Annotated in this window: 27 protein-coding genes; 17 read left to right on the top strand and 10 right to left on the bottom strand. The window is 66.3% G+C overall.

Going from position 1 to position 26,295, the window contains the following annotated elements; genetic code table 11:
* The first annotated feature begins 42 nt into the window (after positions 1–42).
* The 5 genes from BHQ18_RS15245 to BHQ18_RS15225 are packed head-to-tail and all read left to right on the top strand — an operon-like array spanning position 43 to position 5,188.
* A complete protein-coding gene (locus tag BHQ18_RS15245) occupies positions 43–1,194 on the top strand; it encodes a thiolase family protein (RefSeq protein ID WP_069414461.1) in 1,152 nt (383 codons plus the stop codon).
* Entirely contained in the window at positions 1,191–2,036 is an 846-nt protein-coding gene (locus BHQ18_RS15240) for an alpha/beta fold hydrolase (protein WP_069414460.1), read from the top strand. Before BHQ18_RS15245 ends, BHQ18_RS15240 begins: the two co-directional genes overlap by 4 nt.
* On the top strand, positions 2,030–3,517 hold the full coding sequence (locus BHQ18_RS15235) for a class I adenylate-forming enzyme family protein (RefSeq protein ID WP_205866116.1): 1,488 nt from the start codon (positions 2,030–2,032) through the stop codon (positions 3,515–3,517). Before BHQ18_RS15240 ends, BHQ18_RS15235 begins: the two co-directional genes overlap by 7 nt.
* On the top strand, positions 3,514–4,635 hold the full coding sequence (locus BHQ18_RS15230; RefSeq protein WP_069414458.1) for an acyl-CoA dehydrogenase family protein: 1,122 nt from the start codon (positions 3,514–3,516) through the stop codon (positions 4,633–4,635). The genes BHQ18_RS15235 and BHQ18_RS15230 overlap by 4 nt, the downstream gene beginning before the upstream one ends.
* Positions 4,622–5,188: a nuclear transport factor 2 family protein gene (locus BHQ18_RS15225; RefSeq protein WP_084294087.1), complete on the top strand. Its 567-nt coding sequence runs from the start codon at positions 4,622–4,624 to the stop codon at positions 5,186–5,188. Before BHQ18_RS15230 ends, BHQ18_RS15225 begins: the two co-directional genes overlap by 14 nt.
* Positions 5,189–5,226: 38 nt before the next feature.
* Here the strand turns inward: BHQ18_RS15225 and BHQ18_RS15220 are convergent, their stop codons facing one another.
* The 3 genes from BHQ18_RS15220 to BHQ18_RS15210 are packed head-to-tail and all read right to left on the bottom strand — an operon-like array spanning position 5,227 to position 7,475.
* Positions 5,227–6,150, bottom strand: coding sequence for a TIGR03619 family F420-dependent LLM class oxidoreductase (locus BHQ18_RS15220; RefSeq protein WP_069414457.1), 924 nt, complete (start codon positions 6,148–6,150; stop codon positions 5,227–5,229).
* A gap of 1 nt (position 6,151) precedes the next feature.
* On the bottom strand, positions 6,152–6,961 hold the full coding sequence (locus BHQ18_RS15215; RefSeq protein WP_069414456.1) for an SDR family NAD(P)-dependent oxidoreductase: 810 nt from the start codon (positions 6,959–6,961) through the stop codon (positions 6,152–6,154).
* 31 nt (positions 6,962–6,992) lie between these two features.
* The gene (locus tag BHQ18_RS15210) at positions 6,993–7,475 is read right to left on the bottom strand and encodes a VOC family protein (protein ID WP_069414455.1); all 483 of its coding nucleotides are present in this window, start codon (positions 7,473–7,475) and stop codon (positions 6,993–6,995) included.
* Positions 7,476–7,791: 316 nt separating this feature from the next.
* Here BHQ18_RS15210 and BHQ18_RS15205 point away from each other — a divergent pair, with 316 nt between their 5' ends.
* The 3 genes from BHQ18_RS15205 to BHQ18_RS15195 are packed head-to-tail and all read left to right on the top strand — an operon-like array spanning position 7,792 to position 10,189.
* Positions 7,792–8,943, top strand: coding sequence for an amidohydrolase family protein (locus tag BHQ18_RS15205; protein WP_205866110.1), 1,152 nt, complete (start codon positions 7,792–7,794; stop codon positions 8,941–8,943).
* Complete coding sequence (locus tag BHQ18_RS15200) at positions 8,940–9,185, top strand: hypothetical protein (protein ID WP_069414453.1); 246 nt, start codon at positions 8,940–8,942, stop codon at positions 9,183–9,185. The genes BHQ18_RS15205 and BHQ18_RS15200 overlap by 4 nt, the downstream gene beginning before the upstream one ends.
* A 2-nt stretch (positions 9,186–9,187) precedes the next feature.
* Positions 9,188–10,189 (top strand): NAD-dependent epimerase/dehydratase family protein, encoded by a 1,002-nt coding sequence (locus tag BHQ18_RS15195; RefSeq protein WP_069414566.1) that lies wholly within the window; start codon positions 9,188–9,190, stop codon positions 10,187–10,189.
* Positions 10,190–10,219: 30 nt separating this feature from the next.
* Here the strand turns inward: BHQ18_RS15195 and BHQ18_RS15190 are convergent, their stop codons facing one another.
* The 4 genes from BHQ18_RS15190 to BHQ18_RS15175 all read right to left on the bottom strand — a co-directional run bounded on the left by BHQ18_RS15190 (position 10,220) and on the right by BHQ18_RS15175 (position 13,568).
* Entirely contained in the window at positions 10,220–11,050 is an 831-nt protein-coding gene (locus tag BHQ18_RS15190) for an enoyl-CoA hydratase/isomerase family protein (RefSeq protein ID WP_069414452.1), read from the bottom strand.
* 162 nt (positions 11,051–11,212) lie between these two features.
* Complete coding sequence (locus BHQ18_RS15185; RefSeq protein ID WP_069414451.1) at positions 11,213–11,803, bottom strand: TetR family transcriptional regulator; 591 nt, start codon at positions 11,801–11,803, stop codon at positions 11,213–11,215.
* A gap of 84 nt (positions 11,804–11,887) precedes the next feature.
* Complete coding sequence (locus BHQ18_RS15180; protein WP_069414450.1) at positions 11,888–13,225, bottom strand: TetR/AcrR family transcriptional regulator; 1,338 nt, start codon at positions 13,223–13,225, stop codon at positions 11,888–11,890.
* Positions 13,226–13,265: 40 nt separating this feature from the next.
* Positions 13,266–13,568 (bottom strand): acyl-CoA synthetase, encoded by a 303-nt coding sequence (locus tag BHQ18_RS15175; RefSeq protein ID WP_069414449.1) that lies wholly within the window; start codon positions 13,566–13,568, stop codon positions 13,266–13,268.
* 92 nt (positions 13,569–13,660) lie between these two features.
* Here BHQ18_RS15175 and BHQ18_RS15170 point away from each other — a divergent pair, with 92 nt between their 5' ends.
* Complete coding sequence (locus BHQ18_RS15170) at positions 13,661–14,857, top strand: amidohydrolase family protein (RefSeq protein ID WP_069414448.1); 1,197 nt, start codon at positions 13,661–13,663, stop codon at positions 14,855–14,857.
* 72 nt (positions 14,858–14,929) lie between these two features.
* On the opposite strand, the gene BHQ18_RS15165 is transcribed toward BHQ18_RS15170, so the two are convergent.
* Positions 14,930–15,736 carry an SDR family NAD(P)-dependent oxidoreductase gene (locus BHQ18_RS15165; RefSeq protein ID WP_069414447.1) on the bottom strand — a complete coding sequence of 269 codons (807 nt, stop codon included), beginning with the start codon at positions 15,734–15,736 and terminating at the stop codon, positions 14,930–14,932.
* Between the two features lie 171 nt (positions 15,737–15,907).
* Between BHQ18_RS15165 and BHQ18_RS15160 the strand changes: the two genes are divergently transcribed.
* The 3 genes from BHQ18_RS15160 to BHQ18_RS15150 are packed head-to-tail and all read left to right on the top strand — an operon-like array spanning position 15,908 to position 19,135.
* A complete protein-coding gene (locus tag BHQ18_RS15160) occupies positions 15,908–17,065 on the top strand; it encodes an acyl-CoA dehydrogenase family protein (RefSeq protein ID WP_069414446.1) in 1,158 nt (385 codons plus the stop codon).
* A gap of 32 nt (positions 17,066–17,097) precedes the next feature.
* A complete protein-coding gene (locus BHQ18_RS15155; protein WP_069414445.1) occupies positions 17,098–18,216 on the top strand; it encodes an acetyl-CoA hydrolase/transferase C-terminal domain-containing protein in 1,119 nt (372 codons plus the stop codon).
* 10 nt (positions 18,217–18,226) lie between these two features.
* Complete coding sequence (locus tag BHQ18_RS15150) at positions 18,227–19,135, top strand: SDR family NAD(P)-dependent oxidoreductase (RefSeq protein ID WP_205866109.1); 909 nt, start codon at positions 18,227–18,229, stop codon at positions 19,133–19,135.
* Positions 19,136–19,214: 79 nt separating this feature from the next.
* Here BHQ18_RS15150 and BHQ18_RS15145 read toward each other — a convergent pair whose 3' ends face one another.
* Positions 19,215–19,817 carry a TetR/AcrR family transcriptional regulator gene (locus BHQ18_RS15145; RefSeq protein WP_069414444.1) on the bottom strand — a complete coding sequence of 201 codons (603 nt, stop codon included), beginning with the start codon at positions 19,815–19,817 and terminating at the stop codon, positions 19,215–19,217.
* Positions 19,810–22,245, bottom strand: a complete 2,436-nt coding sequence (locus BHQ18_RS15140; RefSeq protein ID WP_069414443.1) for a CaiB/BaiF CoA transferase family protein — start codon at positions 22,243–22,245, stop codon at positions 19,810–19,812. Before BHQ18_RS15140 ends, BHQ18_RS15145 begins: the two co-directional genes overlap by 8 nt.
* A gap of 197 nt (positions 22,246–22,442) precedes the next feature.
* Here BHQ18_RS15140 and BHQ18_RS15135 point away from each other — a divergent pair, with 197 nt between their 5' ends.
* Genes BHQ18_RS15135 through BHQ18_RS15115 form a run of 5 tightly spaced genes read left to right on the top strand, consistent with a single transcriptional unit; the run spans position 22,443 to position 26,282 of the window.
* Entirely contained in the window at positions 22,443–23,582 is a 1,140-nt protein-coding gene (locus BHQ18_RS15135; protein WP_069414442.1) for an amidohydrolase family protein, read from the top strand.
* A 3-nt stretch (positions 23,583–23,585) separates the two neighbouring features.
* Positions 23,586–24,785: a thiolase C-terminal domain-containing protein gene (locus tag BHQ18_RS15130; protein ID WP_069414441.1), complete on the top strand. Its 1,200-nt coding sequence runs from the start codon at positions 23,586–23,588 to the stop codon at positions 24,783–24,785.
* Positions 24,782–25,231, top strand: coding sequence for a Zn-ribbon domain-containing OB-fold protein (locus tag BHQ18_RS15125; protein WP_069414440.1), 450 nt, complete (start codon positions 24,782–24,784; stop codon positions 25,229–25,231). Before BHQ18_RS15130 ends, BHQ18_RS15125 begins: the two co-directional genes overlap by 4 nt.
* Before the next feature lie 6 nt (positions 25,232–25,237).
* Positions 25,238–25,450: a hypothetical protein gene (locus BHQ18_RS15120; protein WP_069414439.1), complete on the top strand. Its 213-nt coding sequence runs from the start codon at positions 25,238–25,240 to the stop codon at positions 25,448–25,450.
* A 16-nt stretch (positions 25,451–25,466) separates the two neighbouring features.
* Positions 25,467–26,282, top strand: a complete 816-nt coding sequence (locus BHQ18_RS15115) for a mycofactocin-coupled SDR family oxidoreductase (protein WP_069414438.1) — start codon at positions 25,467–25,469, stop codon at positions 26,280–26,282.
* Positions 26,283–26,295: the final 13 nt, after the last annotated feature.

The raw sequence follows: 26,295 nt of genomic DNA, 5'->3' as shown, positions 1-26,295 counted from the left end.
TCCTTAGCAACCGGCCCGAGTCCACTTCACCCTAGGAGCCCCATGAGTACACCCGACATCGCGATCATCGGCGTCGGAATCCACCCGTTCGGCCGGTACGCAGACCGCTCGGCACTCGAGATGGGTGCGGTCGCGATCGGGCGCGCGCTCAAGGACGCCGGCGTGGACTGGTCCGACATCGGCAGCCTGTACGCGGGCAGCCTCGAGGTCGCCAACCCCGAGGCGATCACCGGCCTGGTCGGGATGACCGGCATCCCCGCGCGGGCCACGCTGAGCGGCTGCGCGACCGGCAACTCGCTGCTCACGCTGGCCGCGCGCGACGTCCAGCTCGGCGAAGCCGAGATCGCGGTGGGCGTCGGCCTGGACAAGCATCCGCGCGGCGCGTTCGGTGCGGATCCGGCGGTGGCGGGGCTGCCGCAGTGGTACGGCGATCAGGGAATGTTTCTGACCACCCACTACTTCGGCACCAAGATCATGCGTTACATGCACGATCACAACATCAGCGAGGAGACGCTGGCCCGGGTCGCGGCCAAGAACTTCTCCAACGGCGCGCTGGCCGACCACGCCTGGCGGCGCAAGGCCATGAGCGTGGAGGCGATCCTGGGCTCCCCGATCGTCAACGCCCCGCTGCGCCAGTTCATGTACTGCAACCCCAACGAGGGCGCCGCCGCGGTGGTCGTGTGCCGCGCCGACGTCGCCAAGAAATACACCGACACCCCGATCTACATCCGGGCCAGCGAGCTGCGCAGTCGCCGCGACGGCGCTTATGAGTTGCTGCGCACCTCGGTCGAACTGCCGATCCAGCCCGGCACCACCGCCGAGACCGCCAAGGCCGCCTACGAGCAGGCCGGGCTCGGGCCCGAGGACATCGACGTCGCGCAACTGCAGGACACCGACGCCGGCTCGGAGATCATCCACATGGCCGAAACCGGGCTCTGCAAGGACGGTGAGCAGGAGGCGCTGCTGGCCGACGGCGCGACCGGGATCGGCGGGCGGCTGCCGATCAACACCGACGGCGGTCTGCTGGCCAACGGCGAACCGGTCGGCGCGTCGGGCCTGCGTCAGGTGTACGAGCTCGTCCACCAACTGCGCGGCACCGCCGGTGACCGCCAGGTACCCAACAATCCGCGCGTCGCGCTGGCCCAGCTCTACGGGTCACCGGGATCAGCGGCCGTGGCGATCCTGTCGAGGTGACCACCGCGACCGTCGTCCTCGACGACGCGAGGATCGAGTACACGGACACCGGGGCGGGCAGCCCGGTGGTGTTCGTGCACGGTGCCTACGTCACCGGCGCTCTGTGGGACGACGTCATCGCGTCGCTGGCCCCACACCACCGGTGCATCGCGCCGACGTGGCCGTTCGGCGCGCAGCGGCAGCCCGTCGGCGACGGCGTCGATGTCGGGGTGGTCGCGGCGGGACGACGGATCATCGCGCTGCTCGACGAGCTGGACCTGCGTGACGTGACGCTGGTCGCCAACGACTCGGGTGGTGGAATTGTGTTGTCCGCCTTGGGAATTCTCGGCCTGGACTGGTCGAGGGTGTCGCGGCTCGTGTTCACCAACTGCGACAGTTTCGAGCATTTCCCGCCGAAGTCGTTCGCACCTCTGGTCAAACTGTGCCGGGCCAGCGGAACAGCCGGCGCCCTCGCGCTGCGGGCGCTGGCGACACCGCCGGGCCTGGCGTTCTTCAAGCGGGCCGTGACCGAGAACGGCATCGCCTCCGAACGTGATCCCGCGATCTTCGGCGGCTTCCTGCGCTCCGGCGAGGTGCGCCGTGACGCCGTCCGATTCAGCGCGGCACTGAACCCCCGCCACACTGCCGCCGCCGCCCCCGCCATCGAGAAGTGGTCCAAGCCGGTGCTGCTGGTGTGGGGAACCGAGGACGACCTGTTCCCCGTCAGCCACGCCGAACGCCTCGCCGGCGCCTTTCCTCACGCGACCCTGCGGCTCGTCGAAGGCAGCTCGACTTACGTCATGCTGGATCGTCCCGCCGAAACCGCCTCGGCCATCGCGGCATTCATTGCAGGACCATCGTGACGGGCACCATCGCCGAACTGCTCGACGACGCCGCGGCGACCCGGCCGGGTGACGGACTGCTGATCGACGTCGACGGCCGAGTGCTCACCGTGGCCGAGGTGGCGCGGCTTTCGGCGGCGGCGACGCGGTGGCTTGCGGACCGCGGGGTCCGCCCCGGTATGACCGTGGCGTGGCAGCTGCCGTCGCACAGCGCGGCCGCGGTGCTCATGCTGGCACTGGCACGCACAGCGACCGTGCAGGCGCCGGTGTTGCATCTGTACCGGCAGCGCGAGGTCCAGGCGGCCCTCGAGATCGCGACGGCCGACGTGCTGATCGTCGACGAATCCACCGTGGCCAACACCCCGCCCGGCATCCCGGTGGTGGAACTGCCCGACGACTTTCTCGAGGTGCTGCAGCGCATTCCGGGCGACATTGCGGTGGCCGGCACACGATCGCCGGACGACGCACACTGGATCTACTTCACCTCCGGGAGCACAGGGCAACCCAAAGGCGTCCGCCACACCGACGCCACCCTGCTCGCCGCGGCGCGCGGATTCACGGCGCATCTCGGACTAGGCGATCACGCCCGTGAGGTCGGCACCATCACGTTCCCGATCGCTCACATCGGCGGAATGGTGTATCTGGCCTGCGCCCTGATAGCCGGTCTGCCGGTGCTGATGGTGCCCAAGGTCGACGCCGCTCGACTGCCTCACCTGCTGGCCGAACACCGAGTGACGGTCACGGGGGGCAGCACCGCGTTCTACCAGATGCTGCTCTCAGCGCAGCTGGCATCCGGACAAAGTGAACCGCTCATCCCGACGCTTCGCATGTTGATCGGCGGTGGCGCACCGTGCCCACCCGAGTTGCATCAGAAGGTGCGTACGCACATGGGTGTACCCGTCGTGCATGCGTACGGCATGACCGAGGCGCCCATGATCTGCGTCAGCGAAGCCACCGACACCACTGAACAGCAGTCACACAGCTGCGGGCGGCCGATACCGGGCACATCCGTCCGCATCGGGGCGACCGGCGAGATCGAACTGTGTGGCGCCAACCTGACACCGGGCTATCTCGATGCCGAACAGTGGTCGAAGGTAACGACACCCGACGGCTGGTTTCGAACCGGCGACCGCGGGCATCTGCGGCCCGACGGACGCATCGTGATCACCGGTCGGATCAAGGACCTGATCATCCGTAAGGGCGAGAACATCTCTCCCGATGAGATCGAGAACGAACTGCTGGCCCACCCGCTGATCGACGAGGTCGCGGTGATCGGCCAGCCCGATGCGGAGCGCGGCGAAATGGTATGCGCGGTCGTGCGCCGGTCGCCGGGCCGCCGCGAGGTCACGCTCGGCGAGGTGTGCGAATTCCTCGACCAGCGGGGGCTGATGAAACAGAAGTGGCCCGAGCGCCTGGTGGTCGTCGACGAGTTCCCGTTGACCGGCCTCGGCAAGGTCGCGAAAAACGAGCTTGCAGAACAGATCACAGGAGGTTCACGGTGACCGTGCTGAGTGTCGACGAACGCCAGCAGCTTGCCCAGTCGGTGCGTGCGGCCTGCGAGCGGCTCTCCCCCGAGGACCGGGTGCGTTCGGTCGCCTACGACGGACGCCAGCAGGACCGAGGCTTCGACGCCGAGCTCTGGAAGGTGCTGTGTACCCAGGTCGGAGTGACCGCGATCGGCCTCCCGGAAGAACTCGGCGGGGCGGGATACGGCGCCTCGGCGCTGGCCGTCGTCGCCCATGAACTCGGACGGTCCCTGGCCCCGGTGCCGTTCGTCGCGTCGGCGGTGCTGGCAACCGGGTTGCTGCTGGAGACCGACGGCGCCGACGCTCGGCTGTCGGCGCTCATCGAGGGTGAGCGCACCGCCGCGGCGGTCCTCACCGATGACGGCGGGCTGTGGCGACCCGAGAACGTGGCGGTGTCCGCTGATGGCGACGCGCTGACCGGTGTCGCGCGCCACGTACTGCACGGCGCCGCGGCTGACGATCTGGTGGTAATCGCGAGCGCCGGCGGTGAGCTTGCGGTGTATGCCGTGGACGCCGGCGCGCCAGGCGTGTCGATTGTCGAGGAACGCGTGCTGGACGGGACACGCCCGATGGCCACCGTCACGTTCACGGATGCGCACGCGACCCGCCTGCCCACCGAGGCGCCGGTCTCCGAATTGGTCTCGCGCACAGTCGACGTCGCAATATCGGTGCTCTCCGCCGAGCAGGTCGGCGCGTGCGAGCGCGTGCTGGAGATCGCGACCGACTACGCGCGCACCCGCGAACAGTTCAACCGGCCGATCGGCAGCTTCCAGGCCGTCAAGCACAAGTGCGCCGACATGCTGCTGGACCTGGAGTGGGCCCGGTCGGCGTCGCAGGCCGCACTGGAAGCCGTCGACGACACCGACGAGTCGGCATGGCGGGCCAGCATGGCCAAGGCTGTGTGTTCGGAGTCGCTGCGCAACGCCGCCCACGCCAACGTGCAGATCCACGGCGGCATCGGCTTCACGTGGGAGGACTCAGCGCATCTGTATCTGCGCCGAGCCCGCACCGACGAGGTGCTGTTCGGTAAGCCCGCCGAGCACTGGGACCGACTCGGGGCGAAGGCAGACATACTGTGTCATGCCCACCCGTGACATGCCTTCAGAGCCCCCTGCCCTCGAAAACCTGATCGCCAAAGACGAGATCCGTGACCTCGTCCAGCAGTACTGCCGCGCGGTCGACCGCGGGGATCTGGCGCTGGCCGCAGCGCTGTACACCGACGACGCGCTCGACGAACACGGCTTCAACACCAGCAACACAGTCCGGGAGTTCCTCGACTCGCTCGAGGCGATGTTCTCCGGTCTGGCCGCGACCCAGCACAACATCACCAACCACCTGATCCGCCTCACCGGCGCCGACACGGCCGAGGGCGAGGCGTACCTGGTGGCCTACCACCGCGCCGAACGCAAGGGTGTCGCGCACGTGTTGGTCACCGGTGGCCGGTATCTCGACCGCTACGCCCGACGCGACGGGCAGTGGCGGATCGCGCACCGCAAGTGCGTCGCGGACTGGTCACACGAGTTCAAGGCACCTCTGAGGGCTCACGGTGACGATCCGGTGATCGGCAACCTCGCCGAGGGGCGGATGGACGGCGACGACCCGTCGTACGCGTTTCTCTCTGCGCTGCCGCGGGGACGCCGAGTGTGAAACCACGGCGAAATCTCGCATCGGATTTCGCACTGGCTTCACACTCGCGAGCCCATCATGCCGAAGTGCGAGGCGAAGCGCGTCATGTAGGTCTCTGCTGCCGAGGCCGACGCGGCGTCCACGTGCGCGAGGATCCGGGTGGCTCCCGCGTCACCGACAGCTGAGACGAATCCATCGAGCGCGCCGACTGCGGCGGTATCGTCGAAATCGACTGCGGGCACCGCTACCTGGACCTCGACCTCCGCGGGGTTACGGCCCGCCTCGGCGAGCAGCATCCGCAGCTTGTCCACCGCCCGCGCGAGATCGTCGACCGTCTCGATCGCCGTGGTGCGTACTGATGAGGCGACGGCGGCGGGGTTGACCATCGGGCACCATCCGCTGCCGTGCTCGGCTACGCGGCGCAGCGTGGCCAGGCTGTTGCCGCCGATCCACAGCGGCGGATGCGGCTTCTGCACTGGTGCGCTGACCGCCAGTTCCCCGGGCGCCGCGAATGTGCTTCCGGTGACCGGTTGTTCGGGATACAGCCAGATCGACCGCAGCGCCGCGAGGTGCTCGTCGAAAAGCGCCACCCGCTCATCGAAATCCACGCCGAGTGCGGCGAACTCCGAGCGCAGATAGCCGGCCCCGACGCCGGCGATCAGTCGCCCACCGGACACCTCGTCCAGTGAGGTCAGGGTTTTGGCGGTCAGGTACGGATTTCGGAACGGCAGCACCCACAGGTGCGTCATCAACCGGACCGCGGTTGTCGCTCCCGCGAAGAAGGCCAGCGCCACCGCCGGGTCGAACGTGTTGTGACCACCTGCACTACGCCACTTCGCCGACGGCGCAGGGTGATCGGCGAGCGCAATGGCGTCGAATCCGACCGCCTCGGCGTGCACCGCCAGCGAACGCATGACACCAGGCTCGCGGAGCTCGGGGGTGGCGGTGGGAACGTCGCTCGGATACTCGAGGGTGAACTTCACGTCAGTAGATCGATTGGGTAGCGCCACCGTCGAGGTGGAGGTTGATGCCGTTGAAGAAGTCGGCTCGCGGGCTCACCAGGAAGGCGACGGCATAGGCGACGTCGCTGATCTGCCCGATTCGGTGCACGGTCTGTCCGGTGCCCTTGAGCACGTATTCGGCGGCCTTGTCGATGTCGTCGCCCCAGCCACGCCGCTCGGCAAAGGTCCGCAGGAAGTCCTTGAGCCCCTCGGTCATGATCATGCCCGGCATCACCGTGTTCACCGTGATTCCGGTTCCTGCCAGCGCTTTCGACAGCCCCATCGACATGTTGATCATCGCGGCCTTGGACGGCCCATAGTCCGGCTGGCCGGAGGTCGGGATTATGCCTGCCGCGGACGCGATCTGCACGATGCGTCCCCACCCGTTCTCCTTCATTCCGGGCACCAGCGCATGGATCAGATATCCGGCGGACATGACGTTGCGTTGGTAGGTCACGCCCCACTCGGACACCGGCAGTTTGAACCACGACTGGACGTTGGTCTCCGAGGCGCCGCCGGCATTGTTGACCAGGATGTCGACGCCGCCGAACGCATTCGCCGCAGCCTCGGCGACCTGCGCCGCGCCGTCCTCGGTGGCCAGATCGCCGATCGCGGTAGCCGCCTTGGCGCCACGAGCCCGGATCCGGTCGGCCACCGATTCGGCCCGGTCTGCGTTGCGCCCGTGCACCACCACCGATGCGCCCTCGTCGGCCAGTAACGAGGCGATTCCCGCGCCGATACCCGAACTGCTGCCGGTGACGAGAGCACGCTTTCCGGTCAAATCGAAACTCATCGCAAGCCTTTGGTCGTCGGACGACCTCACCCTAGCGCGAATCAGATAAATGTTTGCCGCTTTGGTTCAGGAACTCCTCGAAGTCGCCGAACAGCGAACGCTCGACAATTTCGATCCGGATACCCGCCGAGTCAACGTGATACGCGAATGCCGCCGGCGAGCCGTCGTCGCCCAGTGCACAGGCCTCGCGCGCGAACCCCGCCTCGGTCAACCGACCGGACACCGCAGCCACGTCGTCAACGAAATAGCCGAGGTGATGCGCGGCGTTGCGGGGCGCGGGCGTCCAGATCGAGTCGGGAATCTCCTGCACCAGTTCCAGCCGCGGCGCCTGCAGTGAGTACGCGAACCGGAAATCCACTGTCCGGTCGTGGTCTCCGATGCGAACGGGAAGACTGAACGCCATCGGTGTCGTCCACTGGTAGCCGGCGACGGCGGAAAGCCGTTCCATCGCCGCGTCGAGGTCGGCGACAACGATCCCGGTGTGGTAGAGGTCTGATGCTCGAAGGGCGGTCACCTCGCCACCAGCCCCGCATCGACCGGCAGCGTGATGCCGGTGACGTAGCGCCCGTCCTCCGAGCACAGGTAGAGCATCGCGCCACGCAGCCCACCGCCGGCGAGGTGGACTACCTTGTTTCGTTCTGCCTGAAGGCAATCGACCCGGAGGTCCCACCGAGCGGCGTGACCCGCCCACGCCGCACCGGTTCCCGGGCACGCCGCCCGGCCGGGACGAAGCCGTAACCGGTACTTGTCGGACGTTTGCGCTGTGAGTAGACTCACATGCGAGAGAAATGGGTATATGTTTTTCTATTTAGCCCCACGAAGGAGCCACTGTGCCACTGCAGCCCCACATGCAGCTGATCTCTGTCGATGATCACCTGATCGAGCATCCGAAGGTCTGGAGTGACCGGCTGCCGCAGAAGTACCTGGAGGCCGGTCCCAAGATCATCGAGTGGGAGCGCCCCGACAACGGGCAGATGTGCCAGGTGTGGCAGTACGAAGGCCGCATCTACCCCTACATCGGGCTCAACGCGGTGGCCGGCAAGAAGCCCGAGGAGTACGGCATCGAACCGGTGCGCTACGACGACATGATTCCCGGCTGCTACGACCCCAAGGCTCGCGTGGCCGACATGGACATCGACGGGGTGCAGGCGATGACGTGCTTCCCGTCGTTCCCCCGCTTCGCCGGCGCGGTGTTCGCCGAAGGCGAGGACAAGGAACTGGCGCTGCTGTGCTCGCAGGCCTGGAACGACTTCCACCTCGACGAGTGGGCCGCGACCGCCCCGGACCGGTTCGTGCCGGTTTCCATGTTGCCGTTCTGGGATCTCGACGCCAGCATCAAAGAGCTTCACCGCGTCGCCGCGAAGGGCTCGAAATGCGTAACCTTCCCCGATCTGCCTGACCGCCTCGGACTGCCGTCCCTGCACAGCGACCACTGGGATCCGCTGTGGTCGGCGTTCGAAGAAACCGATCTGGTGCTGGCCCAGCACTTCGGTTCCGGCGGGTTCCCGCCGCCGATCGCCTCGGACGCCCCGTTCGCGGTGTTCATCGTGCTGATGGGCACGATCAGCATGGGCGCGCTGACCGACTGGCTGTTCTCCCCCGCCCTGCATAAGCACCCGAAGCTCAAGATCGGGCTGTCCGAAGGCGGGATCGGCTGGATCCCCTACATCCTCGAACGCTGCGACAGCGTCTGGCGCAAGCACCGCTTCTACCAGAACATCAACCAGGAAGTGCTGCCGAGCGACCTGTTCCGCAAGCACTTTCACGGCTGCTTCATCGAGGACGACTTCGGTGTCGAGGCCCGCGACAAGATCGGCATCGAGAACATCACCTGGGAGTGCGACTACCCGCACTCGGACTCGTACTGGCCGCAGAGCCGCGAGCGCGCCGCCAAGGCATTCGAGAACGTCCCCGACGACGAGGTGCACCAGATGGTCGAGTTGAACACGCGCAAGCTGTACAACTTCCCTCGAGCCTCATGACCCCTGAGGACGGCGGCCCGGTCGAACAGCTCCCGCTGGACGACTGGGCCGACCAGGATCTGTTGACCAAAGACGAAGCGCACGAACGCCTTCTGATCGAGATCGACCGCACCAAGGCACGGCTGGCCGAACTCGACGAGAACTCCCCCGACGACGATGCGGAAATCACCTTGCTGACACGGCGACTCAACGCGATGGAGTCCACCCGCGACGAGTACGACTCCTACCTGCGCGAGAAGTGACCGTGGGTGATCGTCGCAACCTCGTAATCGGCGCCAGCGGCTTTCTCGGATCGCACGTCACGCAACGTCTGGTCGAGCGTGGCGAATCGGTGCGGGTGATGCTGCGGCGGACCAGCTCGACAAAGGCGATCGAGGGTCTGGATGTCGAGAAGCACTACGGAGACATCTTCGACACCGAGGCGCTGCGCGCCGCAATGGACGGGTGCGACAACGTTTTCTACTGCGTGGTGGACACCCGCGCGTGGTTGCGCGATCCACAGCCGGTGTACCGCACCAACGTCGACGGGTTGCGCAACGTTCTGGATGTGGCGAAAACGGCGGATCTGAACAAGTTCGTGTTCACCAGCACGATCGGCACCATCGGAATCCCCCATGACCGGCCCGCGACCGAGGACGATGCAAACGAATGGCAGGACCTCGGCGGCGGCTACATTCGCTCCCGGGTCGAAGCCGAGCGATTGGTGCTTCGTCACGCCGAAGAGGACGGACTTCCCGCCGTTGCGATGTGCGTCGCGAACACCTACGGCGCCGGTGACTGGCAACCGACACCGCACGGGTCTCTGGTCGCGGCGGCGGCAGCCGGACGAATGCCCTTCTACGTCAACGGGTTGGCTACCGAATCCGTGGGCATCGACGACGCTGCCGAGGCGTTGATCCTCGCCTCCGAGAAGGGGCGACCGGGACAGCGCTACATCATCTCCGAGCGCTATCTGAGCCTTCGCGATCTGCTGACCACGGCGGCCGAAGCCGTCGGAGCCCGGCCACCGAAGGTAGGCCTGCCCCTGCCCCTGGTGTACCGACTCTGCGCGCTCGGTGACGTCGCGGCTCGTGTGCTGCGACGGGACCTGTTGCTCTCGACAACCAGCGTGAGACTGCTGGACGTGTTACCACCGATGGACCACACGAAGGCCGTTCAGGAGTTGGGCTGGAGCCCAGGGTCGACACTGGCCGCGGTGGAGCAGGCCGCGCGATTCTTCCGGGACCGGGATTCGTCCCGGGCATAGCCGGCGTCGCGCACGAGATCCGCGGTCGATCTACAAGCGACCATCGATCCTCAGATCGGGGTGCACCCAGTTCGGCGAACGCTTCTCCTTGAACGCAACGAAGCCCTCGATCGCTTCCGGACCGTCAAGACTCACCTTCATGCCGATGCGGTCGTAAAGCCCGATGTAGTTGTCGAGGCTGGCCTTGACGAGCGCGCGCGCCTGGGGTGCGGTACGACAGCATTGGGCGAGGACCTCACGCGCCGCCGACATCAGTTCGTCGTGGGGTACCACCCGTGAGACGAGGCCCCACTCGAGCGCCTCCTCAGCTGACAACACGCGACCCGTGAACATCAGGTCGCGGGTTCGCACGGGACCGATCAACCTCGCGAGCATATGGCTGTAATACGTGTCGGCGATACCGCGGTAGAGCTCCGGCACCCGAAACGTCGCCCGCTCGCTGACGACGGCCATGTCACTACAGATGGCGATCTGCAGTCCGCCGCCCTGAGCGAGTCCGTTGACGGCCGCCACCACCGGCTTGGCCGACTGGCGCAGCGTGTCGAACGGAGTCACGTCCATGCCCATCGTGGTGGCGAAATCCATCCAGTTGTCCGCCGCGCGTTGACCCAGATCCCCGCCGGGCGCGAATACATCACCGGTACCGGTGATCAACAGGCCGGCAAGGCTTTCATCGGAATTCACCCGTTGGATCGCGTACCGAATCCCGAAGTACATCGCGGGCGTCATCGCGTTGCGCGCCTCCGGGCGGTCGAGCACCAGTACGGCGATCGCGCCGTTCCGCTCGAACCTCAGATACGGAGTGCCCAGCCAATCTCCGTCGGGCGGTCGTGGGCTGACGTCATTCGGTTGGGCCGACATGGCACTCCTTGATCTGGCCCGGGAGCCGATGGGGTAAGGGAAGGGCGGATCGCACGATCCCAGAGGACGGACCGCCCAAATATGGCAGTTCACTGTCGTAATTGTCAACCGAGTTGAGCCAGGGCGAATCCGGGTTGAACCGCTATGGCGAATGGCCGGACTTCACGCGAGAAGATCTGGCAGAGCCGCGAATTCGTCGCGAATGAGTTCGTCGAGACCGTGGCCGGTGGTGGCCAACCACGCCCGGATCGCGCGGTCGAGCAACATCATGCCGACGGCCGCGAGCAGCCGGCAGGCGTTGTCGGGCGCATCCGAGCCGCGCCGCCGGGCAATCACCTCGGCCACCGTTTCGGCGTTGTCGGCATGATTCTGCTGTTCCCGGCCGCGCAGGACGAACGACGAGGCGACTGCTTCGTGATACTGCGCGATGCGCTGGCGGTACCTTTTCAGTCCCGGCGCCAGGAGCGCGAAGGACTCGGCCATCGCCCGGTAGTCCGACAGACTTTCGTCCTGCGCGAGATAAACGCCGCTGAACGAATGAATGAAGCCGTACTCCCCCGAGAACAGCACCGACTCCTTGGTCGGGAAGTACCGGAAAAACGTCCGCGGCGACACCCCGGCCGCTTCAGCGATCTGTTCGGTGGTGGTCTGGTCGTAGCCCTGAGCACTGAACAGGTCCATCGCCGCGTCGAGCAATGCCGTACGCGTTCGCGCCGCATGCTCGTTGCGCGGGGAGCGGTCACCACGCGCCACCAGTCACCGCCTTCCGCTCAGCCAACTCATGAGCCACCTCACCCTCCACCACCGCACGCTATGACAGTCATCTGCCAAACACAATTATTGGTCGAGGCGAGGGCGCCCGCCGTGTGTGCCGTTCTCGTCGTCGAACGACATCCTCAATGCCCGCCTCAGCACTTCTAGCATCAGATCCGCGCTGTCGTAATCGGTATCGACATTGCGCTTGGTCATTGTCAATTCGGTCAGCCGGCCGAGCACGGACAAAAAGATCGCTGCGCCCACCCGAATGTCGATGCCGCGCGGCAGGCCCGAACGGGCGAGCAGCGCGGTGGCAGCTTCTTGGAAGGGCCCGATTCCAGTACCCACCGCGTCCGCGAGTTGGCGGTTGAGCCCGCCGTCGTACCACGTCTGGATGACGCTGCCGTAGGCACGGTGGAATCGAACGTACCTACCGAGCCACGCGTGCAACGAATCTCGGGTGAAGCCAGAGTCGGCGAGGCCCTGGAGATCTGCGGCGAGACCGGCGCCCTCGACGACGGCCCACTCGGTCAGCTCCGACAGAATCGCCACCTTGGTCCGGAAGTGCCGGTACAGGGTCGCCCGGCTGACTTTCGCCGCCGATGCGATGTCATCCATCGCCACGGCGTAGTAGCCGCGCTCGGCGAACAGCGCCGAGGCCGCGGCGACGATATCGGAGCGGACGGGTGACACCGGCGTCGACGGCGCAGCGGCAGTCGGCCCCGCCGGCGCTGCCGATGTGGTCGGCGTCGAACCACCTGGAGGGCCTACGGTCTCGAGCACGGCGTGCGGCGTATCGGGAAACAACAGCAACTGCAGCGCCACCGTCAGAGACGCGGTCACGGCATCGGCGCTCGGCAGGTCCCACATGCCGCGATACCGGTAGAGGTTGACCATGTGCGCGATTCGCACGACCGCGGCGGCTACGTCCTCGGGCGAGACGGCCCCCACGGGGGCAGTGCTGATACGGTCGAGCACCCTCGACACATACTGATCTGCGATGTAATCGGTTGTCTCGATACCGGCCGAAGGTCCCAGACCCGGAAACCCCAGCAGCACGACCGCGTGGTCTTCATAGAGCGCGGCCCACTGTTCGAGCCAGTCGAACAGGTTGTGCATCCCGTCCGCGTCGGGACCAAGCGGTCCCAGCCGGTTCGCGTGGTCGAGCACAGCGGGCACGCACTGTGCGGCCAATTCCCGGTAGATGCCTTCCTTGTCTTCGAAGTACTGATACACCGTCGCTCGCGAACTGCCGGCCGCCCTGGCGATGGCGTCGATGGACGTACCGTGAAAGCCTCGCTCCAGGAACAGCCGGGCGGCGCTGCGCACGATTGATTGCCGGGTGTGCAGGCCGCGGCGTCCCACTTCGACGTTCATGGGTGCGTAACCCGCGCGACGGACCTTCTCCGGCTCGTACATGACGCTCACATGATGACCCGTCCAGATCTCGCGGGCGCCGTTACCTGCCGGATTCGTCGACGGGCAGATTGCGCCGGGCCTTGCCGCGGTATCCGAAGAAGCGTTCGAAGTTGTCGTCGTTGATCGGCTGGGCGGAGTTGCGCCCAACCGCAGCGCGCAGCCCCTCGAGTCGCCGCCGAGCCTTCTCCAGCTCGCTGCCGTCACCGTGTTCGGCCAGTTCAGCGACCTGGCGTTCGGCGGCGGCGATCTCGATCCGCAACCGCTCTCCCGCTTCGCCGAAGGTCAGCAGATCGTGGTCGTCTTCCGCGAGCTTCTCCCGCTCGGGCGCCGGCTGTTCTGTCACTCAACTCTCCTTGCTTTACGAATGTGGCACACCTCATATACTGTGAGACGAAGCGTCAGAAATCAAGACACGCCGTCAGAAAGGCCCTGGCTATGCCGTTGCGCGATGAGCATCAGATCGTTTCCGTGGACGACCACCTGGTCGAACATCCCCGCGTGTGGCAGGACCGCCTGCCGGAGAAGTTCCGCGAGGCGGGTCCGCGCATCATCGAGAAGGACGGGATGCACCTGTGGAGCTATGACGGGGAAATCTTCCCCACCATCGGCTTGAACGCCGTCGCGGGCAAGCCGCCCGAGGAGTGGGGACTTGATCCGGTGCGCTACGAGGACATGATCCCCGGCTGTTACGACCCCGTCGCGCGGATCGCCGATATGGATCTCGACGGAGTGCAGGCTGCGCTGTGCTTCCCGTCGTTCCCCGGTTTCGCCGGCGGCACCTTCCAACGAGCCGCCGACAAGGAACTGGCGTTGTTGTGCGTCAAGGCCTGGAACGATTTCTACATCGACGAATGGTGCGCAACCGCACCCGAGCGGTACATCCCGCTCGCAATCCTGCCGACCTGGGATATCGATGCGTGTGTCGCCGAAGCCCAACGCGTGGCGTCCAAAGGGGCCCGCACGGTCTCCTTCCCCGACAGCCCGGTGCCGCTGGGTTTGCCGTCGTTCCACTCCGACCACTGGGACCCGCTGTGGGAGGTGTGCAGTGAAGCCCGTATGCCGGTCTCGCTGCACTTCGGTTCGGGCTCATACGTTCCCGGCTTCTCGTTCTCCTCGGTCAAGCCGATTCCCGGACAGCTCTTCGTTCCGGACGCCCCCTTCGCGGTCGCCACGGCGCTGTTCTCCACCAACCTGATGTGGACGACGGTCGACCTGCTGCTCTCCGGCAAGCTGCAACAGTTCCCCGACTTGCAGTTCTCTCTGGCCGAGGGCGGGATCGGTTGGGTGCCCTACATCCTCGAACGCACTGACTACGTATGGGAACGCCACCGCTACTACCAGTCGATCGACTTCGACACCAGGCCCTCGGATCTGTTCCGGAAGCACTTCTGGGGCTGCTTCATCGACGACGAACACGGGCTGGCCAACCGCCACCAGATCGGCGTCGACCGCATCATGCTGGAAATCGATTTCCCGCACTCCGATTCGAACTGGCCGAACTCACGCAAGCGGGCGGCGGAGGTTCTCGCCAACGTGCCCGACGAGGAATGCACATTGATCGTCGAGGAGAACGCCCGGCGCATGTTGAACTTCCCCCGCGTGGCAGCAAGCGAGCCCGCGCTGGTGGGCTGACCGCCTCCGCCGAACTCCCGGGCCCGGTGTCGCCGACGGCGGCACCGGGCCCGTTCACTCGTCTGCGTACGGCTACCAGTCGCATCCGGTGAGCTCGGCCGACAGTTCCCAGAGACGGCGGGAGCTTTCCGAATCACGCGCTTTCGTAGCCGGTTTTGTCGGCTTCGGCCTACCCCACTGATGCAGTGGCCCGCGCGGCGCGATATAGGTTCCATTCGGCAGGTCGGTCGAGATGGCTTGGATGGTTGAGCGGGCACCGTCTTCCGCCGTCTGCGCGATACGGGGAGCGACCACCCGTCCGGCCCAGCGCAGTGGCCCGGGCCCGTCCCTCGTGATGTCGGTGTCCGTCATCCCGGGATCCGACACGTAGGCAGTACGCCCCCGCTGCACCAACTCGTGCACGAACAGCATGTTCGCCAACTTCGACTCGTTGTATGCCGCCAGCGGACTGTACCGACGTCGGCGCCAGTTGAGATCGTCGAAGTGCATGCGCGCCAGCGCATGGTTACTGCTGGACACGACGACCACCCGATCGCGAATCCGATCACCGAGCAGACATGTCAGTGCGAAGTGACCGAGATGGTTGGTGCCCATGTGGGCTTCGAAGCCGTCGACGGTTCGTGTGAGTGGGAGGCCGAGCACGCCGGCGTTGTTCACCAGAACGTCCACTTGGTCGACCGAGTCGGCGAACCGGCGCACGCTGGCCAAATCGGCCAGGTCCAGTTCCGCGAGCTCGACGTGCCCCTTCATGGAACTTACGGCGTCGCGGCCCTTCGACAGCGAACGGCACGCGATGACGACCTCGTGACCGGCGGCCGCCATCGCCGAGGCCGTCGCCTTGCCGACCCCGCTGTTGCCGCCCGTGATGATGATCCGCACGTGTCTCCCTTCCTGCGGAGCCTTGCTCGACAGTCGGACCTGTGCTTACATTACCGCTAAATAACTAAACATTTGTCGGTTTAGGACTATTCTGAGGCATGGGATGGTCACGACTCAACGCGATGGAATCGGTTCTTGACGAAAACGGCACGTAGCTCGAAGCCGACGGACATGTCGGGAGTCTCTGAGGCGTCCGAGGACGTCGCGGGACTGCGGTCGCAGTTCCGTGCGTTTCTGGAGAATGCACCCAAACCGCCGGGGCTTCGGAACTACGGTCCGACCCCGACCGCCGATGACATAGAGCCCGGCCGCGCCTGGCACAAGTACCTGGCCGCCAACGGATACGTGTGTCTGCACTGGCCCGTCGAGCACGGCGGCGCAGACGCCTCGGTGGCCTTTCAGGCCGCGTTCGCCGAAGAATGCGCGCGGGCGGGAGTCCCCCGCCAACTCGCCATCACCGCAATCGATCTCGTCGGCCCGGTGCTGATCAAGTTCGGTACCGACGAACAGAAGACGCGGTATCTGGAGCCGATCAGGCTCGGCGACGACGTTTGGACGCAGTTGTTCAGCGAACCAGGTGCCGGCTCGGACCTCGCCGGTGTTCGGACAAAAGCCGAGAAGACGCCGACGGGGTGGCGCATCAACGGCCAGAAGGTGTGGAGTTCGGCGGCCAATTCGGCAAAATTCGGATTGTTGCTCGCCCGCACCGGCCCGGAATCGCATCGCGGGCTTTCCATGTTCATCGTCCCGATGGACGCCGACGGCGTGTCGGTTCGCCCCCTGCAGCAGATGGACGGCGAGAGCAAGTTCAACGAGGTGTTCTTCGACAATTGCGAACTGGCCGACGATGCGCTGATCGGCGAGCCCGGGCAGGGTTGGACGATCGCGATCATGACGCTCGGGCGCGAGCGGTTGACGCTGGGTTCACAGGCCGTCGCGATGTTCAAACTGCACGAGAAGATGGTCGCGGCGGGCGAGGCCAGGGATGCGCTGGACCCCGTGCTGCGTCGGTCGATGGTCAAACTCTGGGCGCGGATGTGGCTGCTGCGCTACACCTGGCAGCGCGCCATCGACGAAGGTGACACGACGTCGGCGGCGTTCTCGGTCCTCAAGCTGATGACCTCGGAGACCGACCGCGATCTCGGTGACATGGCCACCGAGGTGCTCGGCACCGACGCCTGCATCGATCCCGGCGAAGGCTCGGAGGACGCCGAACTGGTGCGGGCCATGCTCGTCGGCCGCGCGCAGACCATTCTCGGCGGCACCAGCGAGATCCAGCGCAACATCTTGGGTGAACGGGTGCTCGGTCTGCCCAAAGAACCCCGGTGAGGGCCGTTCTGCGCGGACACGTGCGGCCGGGAATGACGGTGGCACTGGGCGACGGCGTCGGTGCATTGAGATCTGCCGACGACGGCACCTCGGTCTGTGCGGCAATTTCCGCACTGGCCGCGGAACTCGGCGATATCCGGTTGATCGTAGGGTGGTTGACCGCGCCACTGGACGGACTGACCCCCGAAGCATTCAATGAGGTCGTTGCGTTGATGCCGGGGTGGGGTGTGCGTGACATCCTGACCGCATCCAACGCCCGTTTCGTTCCCGTCCGGCTGAGCGCCATCCCGGCGCTGCTGCGCGACACCCTGCGCCCGGACGTGCTGGTGACCCGGCTGGTCGAGGACCATGGGCAGTACTTCTTCGCGACCGAAGTGTCGTGGCAACGCGAACTCGTCGAGGCGGGTGTGCCGGTGCTGGGCATCGTCGGCGACGGGCCGGGCGCGGACGCCGGTCCCCCGTTGCCCGGTGTGCAGGTGATCGGCCGCTGCGGCGACGCACCGTTGGCGACAGCAGCGCGGGCGGCCGAACCGGTCCACGAAGCGCTCGCCGCCGCGGTGCTCGAGTTCGTCCCGCAAGACGCGCGGTTACAGTACGGTCCCGGCCAGTTGGGCACCGCGCTGCTGGACCGCATCCGCCAGCCCGTCGCCGTCGACACCGGGTTGTTGACCGATGCGGTCATCGGCCTGGAGCGACGCGGCCTGCTGGCCGAAACACCATCGGCCACATACCTTCTCGGTACCGAGGAACTGTATGCATGGGCCGACGGCCGGCCGATTCTGCGGGGCATCGACTACACGCACAACCTCACCCGGCTCTCCCGCGGCGCCCCGCTGATTGCGGTCAACACCGCGATCGAGATCGACCCCTTCGGCCAGGTCAACGTCGAAGGCGTCGGCGACAAGATCGTCGGAGGAATCGGCGGCCATCCGGACTACTGCGCCGCCGCCGCGATGAGCCGGGGTGGCCTGTCGATCATCGCGGTCCCGTCGTCGGTCAACGGCCGCTCCCCCTATGTCGAGCGGCTGAGCAGGCCGGCGTCGACGCCCGCACACGACGTCGATCTGATCGTCACCGAGAAGGGCCACGCCGATCTGCGCGGGGCCGACTGGGACCAACGCCGCCGACTGATCGCGGCATTGTTCGAGTGAAAGGATATGCATGACAGGCGCATTGGCCGGACGAGTCGTGCTGGTGACCGGCGGAGGTCGCGGTATCGGGCGTGGGCACTGCCTGGCGCTGGCCGCCCACGGCGCCGCGGTGGTGGTCAACGACCCCGGCGTCGGGCGTGACGGCACCGCCGGCGACGCCGGCCCCGCGGCAGAGGTCGTCGCCGAGATCGAGGCCAGCGGCGGTAAGGCGGTGGCGCACACCGGCTCCGTCGCCTCCTGGGACGACGTCGCCGACATGGTGCGCACCGCGGTCGACACCTTCGGCACGCTGACCGGCGTGGTCAACAACGCCGGCATCGTGCGCGACGCCATGGTGGCCAACGCCACGGAGGCCGACTGGGACGCCGTGATCGCGGTGCACCTCAAGGGCACGTTCGCCGTCACCAAGCACGCGTGCGAGTACTGGCGGGGTCAATCCAAGGCCGGTAACCAGATCGACGCGCGCATCGTCAACACCGTGTCGGGTGCCGGGCTGTGGGGCAACGTCGGCCAGAGCGCCTACGGCGCGGCGAAAGCCGCGATCGCGAACCTGACGGTGGTCACGGCGATGGAAGGTCGACGCTACGGCGTTGTGGCCAACGCGATCTCACCGCTGGCCGTCACCCGTATCAGCGAGGACTTCTTCAAGGGCGACCGCGCCGCCGACCCGGCGCTCGATCCCGCCCGCAGCTCGGAGGTCGTGGCGTGGTTGCAGTCGGCCGAGTCGGCGTGGCTGACCGGCCAGATTCTGCGTGTCGACGGCCACAAGCTCAGCCGCATCGAGGGCTTCACCGAGGCGTCCGGCCGCTACCACGCCAAAGACGGTGCCTCACTGGAGTTCTCGGAGATCGGGCAGGCCGTCAGCTGGCTGTACGGTACATCGCCCCGCGGCCTGGTCGGTCCGCTACCGACGGGGTGAGTTTCCACGGCGAGCAGACGCAAACTGCCCTACATCTCGCGGATTTCAGGGCACTTCGCGTCTGCTCGCCGATGAAAAATCACCGGAAACCGAGGCCGCGCAGCACGAAACCCAGCAGCTGCTCGACGTCCTCGGTGACGTCGCCGGTGGACTTCTGCTTGAACCGATCGAGTAGTGCCGCCTCGACAGCGGCCCGTATCGACCGAGCATCCGCCTCCGGGTTGCACTTCGTGAAGACACCCTGCGCTTTGCCGCGGTGCAGGATCGCGGCGATCGACGCCTGGTCGGTCGCGCTGACAATCTCCAGTTCGCGGGCATAGCCGGGAGTGCGCCGCAGCTCTTCGGAGTAGAAGGTGGCCATTCTCTTGCGCTTGCGTGGATTCGACGTCAAATCGAGCATGTGCGTCATCCAGGACCGCAACGCGTCGACCGGCGTTTCGGCACGCGCCACGACCTCCCGCAACTGCGCCTGCACGGCCTCCTGGTCCCGTCGGAACATCTCCAGCAGCAGGTCGTGTTTGGTGTTGAAGTTGCGGTAGAACGCCCTGGTGCCCAGCCCGGCCTCGTCGAGGATCTCGGTGATGGAGGCCGACGAGCCGGAGTTGCGATCCAGGCATCGGTAGGCAGCGTCGATGATGTGCTGCCGCTCCGACGAGCGATCGACCGTCTTACTCTCAGCCACAGTGAATTACACCGGCATCCTTCCACTTCGCGATGGTCGCGTCATCGTAGCCGAACTCTCGCAGCACCGCGGCGGTGTGCTGACCGGCCAGACAACCGCCGGGCGCCCTGGTTGCGGATCGGCTCATGCCGACCAGGGGCGAGAACCGTAGGTGCTCATCGAACACCGGGCTGACGGCAGGCACGGTGTACTCGGCGGTCAGCTGCGGATCGGTCTGGATCAGCCGCGCAGGGGCGCCCTCGTACAACTGGACACATCCGACCCCTGCCGCACTGAGGCGCTTCTCCCAGAACCCGGCCGGCTCCTTGCTGAAAACCGCCTCGAGCCGACCCGCGAGATCGTCGTCAGTCAGAGAGCGCCCGTCGGTCAAATCGGTGTAGTCCCGCAATGCTTCGACGAGAGGGTCCCATTCCTTGGGCTGCGGCGCGGCCAGGAAGATGTGCCCCTCGCTGGCGTCGTAGATCCGGTACAGCGCCGACAGGCCCCGGCCGCTGTGCACGGGCGTCGGAGCCGCGGGCGCATCCGGATAGTCCACCACCCAGTCGGTGAGAACGTGCGTGGCCGTGGCGAGCATCGACGTGCGCACATCGTTGATCGGTCGGCCGCGGTCGCGTCCGATGAGCGCGGTCAGGATCGCCGACGCGACCGCGAGGGCGGCCAGGCCATCGCTCTGCAACTCCGGTGCGGTGCCTGCGCTGGTGACCCGTGGCGCGTGGTACATGACTTCGTCCAGACAGGACGTCGCGCAGGCCGCGTCCGGTGTGTTGGTCAGTGCCACTCCACCGGCGGCGCCGATGCTGGGCGCATAGGAGGGACGCCCACCGTAGGGCCCGTCGACGCCGTAACCGGGTGCCGACACGTAGATGAGCTCGGGGTTGATCGCCTGCAGCCTCTCCGCCCCGATCCCCAGCCGCTCGGCCGCGCCGGCGCGCATGGACTGCAGCACCACGTCGGCGGAGGCGACGAGCCGGTGAGCGACCGCCTGCCCCTCTTCGGTGTGCAGGTCCACCTGGATGCTTTCCTTGCCCTGCATGACTTTTGCGCCGGCGGCTTCGGGGAACTGCAGCAGGTTGCGGATGTTGTCGCCGTTGACGTTCTCGAACTTGATGACACGGGCACCGAGATCGGCGAGCACGCTGGACGCGTAAGGTGCGGCGAACATCTCGCCGAACTCGAGGATCGTGACTCCGGTCAGCGGCGGCGTCGAACCGTCGCCCCCACCGGAACTCGCGGCCGACGCGTCAGCCGACCAGCCGTCCGGTCCGTCTCCCAGTCGAGGCGCGGGCGAGGGGTGGCGCAAAGCGCCATTCGGAGTGTGGATGAGGGTGCTGGGCTGGCGGACCGGCCCGACGTCGGGGTCGTCGACCACGATGGAACGGCCGTCGTGGATGAGCTGAGGATGGTCGAAGACCTGCGGGCCGGACCGGAAAAGCTCGGCACACAAGTTGGGATTGTCGTCGAAACACTGTTGCCACTCGGCGAGTGTGCGCTCGCCGACCTTCGAGAGCAGGATCGACCAGAATTCCCGGTACAGCTCCGGACTCTCCAGCGCGGGAAAGCCTTTCCACTTCGGGTCGGCGAGCAATTCCATCATTCCGAACTCGGTGAGCATCGCCGCGAACAGGTGCGGCGAGACCTGAGCGAACTGCAGCCAGTGCCCGTCCTTGGTCGGTGCGGCCAGAAGTGCCAGCAACATCGGGCTTTGCGGAGTGCCCTGTTCGGTCCACGCTTCGACGGTCTGGTATGCCTCCGGCCACCGGATGCCGACCATCTCCCCGAACCAGTTCCACGCGTCGATCGCGTGCACCCCGCGCACCAGGTCGGCATCGACGATCTGCCCCAGCCCGCTGCGGTCGCGCTCATGCAGCGCAGCAAGGATGCCGTGCACTGCAATGTGTCCTGCCGCGAAGCTGGCGTAGGGAACGGTGACATACGACGGCCGCGGCGGATTCGCCATCCGGCGTACGGCCTGGGAGAGACCGGCCTTGGCAAGCACCAGACCCTCGTAGCCCTTGAAGTCCCGCCATGGTCCGCTTCGGCCCCATCCGGTGATGTGCGCGATCACCAGTCGGGGGTGGCGGGCCGAAAGCACCTGCGAGTCGATGCCCAGTGCGGCGAGTGCGGCCGGGCTGTACGTCGTCACCATGACGTCGGCGTCGCGCAGGACCTCATCCAGTTCGGCCGCCCCGGACTGGGACTTGAGGTCGACGACTCGGCTGCGCTTGCCGCGCCCCAGCGCAGGCCAGCCTCGAAGCGAGCGCAATGGGCTACCGCCGGGTGCCTCCACCATCAACACGTCTGCCCCGGAGTCGGCGAGGAACTGCGTGCAGTACGCACCGGGCAACGCCGTGGACAGGTCGACGACGCGGATACCGGCCAACGGCGCCGTTGTATCGACACGGGCCTCGCCAGGGAAAGCGGCTGACATCTGATGCAACTCCTTCGAAAAGTTCATTTTCGCGCCAAATCACGTTGCGCCTGCGCTTGTGATGTGGGTCGCATGCTAACCCAGCTGCGGCGGCGAATCCAGGCCCGAAGTGCACCCATCATGGTTGACATGCGCGCAGCGGGACCCATAACCTGGTGAAAATCAATTTTTCGCGCTCGCAGCACGATGGAGGACCGATGACCAAGATCTGGACGAACTCGGGCGACTCACATTTCCTGGAACCCGACGATCTGTGGCAATCGCGACTGCCCAAGCGACTGGCCGACCTGTGCCCGCGATCGGAGAAGGATCCAGACGGCGAGTACGAGACCGTGTACGTCGACGGTCAGATCTTCCGCCGCAAGCTCCCATCGTCGGCGATGGTCGCCTTCGCCGAACTGAGCTCGAAGCCACAGGGGGTACGAGACGCTCGTGCGCGCCTCGGAGACCTCGACACCGAAGGTGTCTGGGGCGAGGTCATCTTCCCCTCACTCGGGATGTGGGCGTCGACTTTCCGTACCCCTGAACTGCTCAAAGCGTGCATGCGGGCCAGCAACGAGTGGGCGCTCGAGGAGATCGCAGCGGTCTCACCCCGATACGTGGTGACCGCGCAGGTGTCGACCCTGGTCGTCGAGGACGCCATCGAGGAGTTGCAGTGGGCAGCCGACCACTCCTACAAAGCCGTGTTCCTGCCGACGACGCCCCACCCCAGCGCCCCGGACTGGCACCGCAAGGAATGGGAACCGTTCTGGGCCGCCGCCGAAGAGGCCGGCATGGTGATCGCGTTCCACATCGGCACCGACCCGGTGGACGTCGAAGCCGGTAACAGCGCGACCGGTGGCGCCGGGCAGGTCTACCGCGGTCCCGGTGGCGCGATCATGAACTACGCCGAGACGACCTTCTCGGGTCAGCGTGCCGCGATGAAGATGGTCGCGTCGGGGGCGCTCGACCGCCATCCGGACTTGAAGGTGCTGATCTCGGAGGGCGGCGCGACGTGGGTTCCGTTCCTGGGGGACCGGTTGCTCGAGGGGTACCGCCAGCATCACCTGGCGGTCCGGCCCAAACTCAGCCGCAATCCCAAGGAGATCCTCTTCAGCCAGGTGTACGCGTCATTCCAGCACGACGAGACCGCGGTCGCAGCTTTCGACCACATGGGTTATCGCAACGTCATGTTCGGAAGCGATTATCCGCACATGGAGGGCACGTTCGGTCACACGCAGGACACCCTGAAGACGCTCTTCGACGGTGTGAGCGACGAGACGCGGTTGCGAATCACGCAGGGCACGTTCTTCGAGCTGTTCCCTGATGTCCCGCCCGTTCCGGCCGAAAGTATCTGAGCTGTGACCAATTCGAACGGGCTTCGTGACGCCGCCATCGTGGGGGTCGGCGCAACGCCGTACTACAAACGGGGTGGCTCGCTGCCCAAGACAATCACCGAACTCGGCGGCGAGGCGATCCTCGCCGCCTGCGAGGACGCTGGTCTGTCTGTCCGCGACATCGATGGTTTCGCCTATTACTCGGGTGCCAGTGCCGGTTACACCGAGAAGATGGACACCGCCGATTTCATGGAGACCCTCGGCATCCCCGAGGTCCGCTTCACCGCTGCCCTCACGTCGGGGGGCGGCGGATCGGCGGGCGCCATCGGGTTGGCTCGGGCCGCGATCGTCGCCGGTGACGCGTCTGTCGTAGTCACGGTCATGGCGCTACAGCAGGCCAAACAGCGTCTGGGTTCGGTCTTCTCGGCAATGGACCCCGATCCGATCAACTCCTTCCTTCAGCCGTCGGGTCTGTTCGGGCCCGGTCAGCTGATGTCGGTGTTGGCGCGTCGGCACATGCATCTGTACGGCACCCGCAGGGAGGCGTTCGCCGAGATTGCGATCTCGACCCGGAAGAACGCGCTCAACCGGCCCAAGGCGATTCACCGGGAACCGCTCACGCTCGAGGACTACTTCAACGCACGGATGATCGCAGAGCCGTTGTGCCTCTACGACTTCTGCCAGGAGACCGACGGGGCCGTCGCGGTGATCACGACGAGCATGGACCGCGCCAAGGCTCTCCGCCAACCGCCGGTCCCGGTCGTCGCCGCGGCCCACGGCGGCGTCAAGGATTGGGGCCGCGCGTTCGCCTGGATGGGGATGCCCGACGAGTACTTCGCGTCCTCGGGTAACAAGCCGATCGCCGACCGGCTCTACCGGCAGGCCGGCATCACCTCCAAGGACATCGATGTGGCGCTGCTCTACGACCACTTCACCCCGATGGTGCTGATGCAGCTGGAGGACTACGGATTCTGCGAAAAGGGTGAAGGCGGTCCCTTCGTCGAGAGCGGAGCCATCCGGTACGACGGTGGCTCAATCCCGCTCAACCCTCACGGTGGCCAGCTTTCGGAGGCCTACATCATCGGCATGACCCACATCATGGAAGGAGTCGAGCAGATGCGCGGCACCGCGATCAATCAAGTGGCCGACGCCGAACTCGCGTTGGTCACCGGCGGGCCGGCCAGCCTGCCGGTCAGCGGACTGATCCTGGGACGTGCCGCATGAGCACGGCTGAAGCCACGTTGGCGACCACGCTGCCCGGTGAGCACGTCCGGATCGCGGTCAACAAGGACACCGAACCGTTCTGGCAGGCGGCCAAGGAAGGTCGGCTGGTCGCGCCGCAGTGCGCCGACTGCGGCACCTTCCGTCTGCCGCCGACGCCGTTCTGCCCGAATTGTCAGTCCAGAGGTGTCAATTGGATTGAACTCAGTGGTGAGGCGACGGTGTACAGCTTCGCTGTCGTGCACGGCATCCCCGGGATCCCGGAGTTGACGTTGGTGCCAGCAGTGGTGGATCTACCTGACGCGCCCGGCGCCCGGCTGGTGAGCAACGTCGTCGACGTCAGGCCGGCTGACGTGACGATCGGAATGGCGCTGCGCGCGGACTTCTCACCTATCGCGGACGGCTGGATGCTGCCAGTCTTCCGGCCCGCCGACGTCCGGAAGGGGTGACGCGCCATGGCCGACGACGACAGCGCGCTACACGAGAAACCGCTCGAATTCCTCACCAGCATCGCGAACTCCGGCGGCGACTGTGATGGCCAGTCGATCCTGCCGGAGAACGGCCACTACCGTGCCTCTTGCACGTGCGGCAACTGGAGCGTCGAGGTCGACGACTCCGATGAAGGTTTGAGATTGGCACGCATCCACACCGGCCACGCGCCGGACTGACAAAGGAGACAGTTTCGTGGGGAATCTGGAAGGCAACGTCGCCTTCATCACCGGCGCCGCTCGCGGCCAGGGCCGCGCCCATGCGGTCCGGCTCGCGAGCGAGGGCGCCGACATCATCGCGCTCGACATCTGCGCCGACATCGATTCGATGGACTACCCGAACGCGACGCCCGCCGAACTCGAGGAGACGGTGAAGCTCGTCGAGGACCGAGGCCGGCGAATCGTGGCCCGGCAGGCCGACGTACGCGACGCGGATGCTGTTGATGCCGTGGTCAAGGAAGGCGTCGATCAGTTCGGCCGCCTCGACATTGTGGTGGCGAACGCGGGGATCGTGCGGCTCAGCCCGGGTTCCGCCCGGCGTCAGATCTTCCGCGACATCATCGACGTGAACCTCGTCGGCGTCTGGAACACCGTCGAGGCGGCGATTCCCCACCTCATCGAGGGCGGCCGCGGCGGATCGATTGTGATCACCAGTTCGAGTGCCGGCCTCAAGGCCACGGGCACCGACCGCGCCGGCGGCCAAGCCTATGCCGCCGCCAAGCGCGGGCTGGTCGGCCTGATGCAGGTGTGGGCTAATCACCTTGGCCCACAATCGATCCGAGTCAACACCATCCACCCCACGGGAGTGGCGACGGGCATGGTGATGAACGAGACGATGGCGAAACTGTTCGAAGAGGGCGACGAGGCGCTCTCGGCTATGCAGAACGTCCTACCCATCCAGATCCTGCAACCCGAAGACATCGCCGAAGCCGTCGCGTGGCTGGTGTCCGATTCGGGCAAATTCATCACGGGTACCACCTGGCCGCTCGACGCCGGCTTCGCGGTGCGCTGACTTCACGGGAAGA

Origin of the sequence: Mycolicibacterium flavescens (assembly GCF_001722335.1) — a bacterium.
GTDB lineage: Bacteria > Actinomycetota > Actinomycetes > Mycobacteriales > Mycobacteriaceae > Mycobacterium > Mycobacterium flavescens.
Note: the sequence above shows the minus strand (reverse complement) of the source record. Positions and strands in the feature narration are given on the sequence as shown.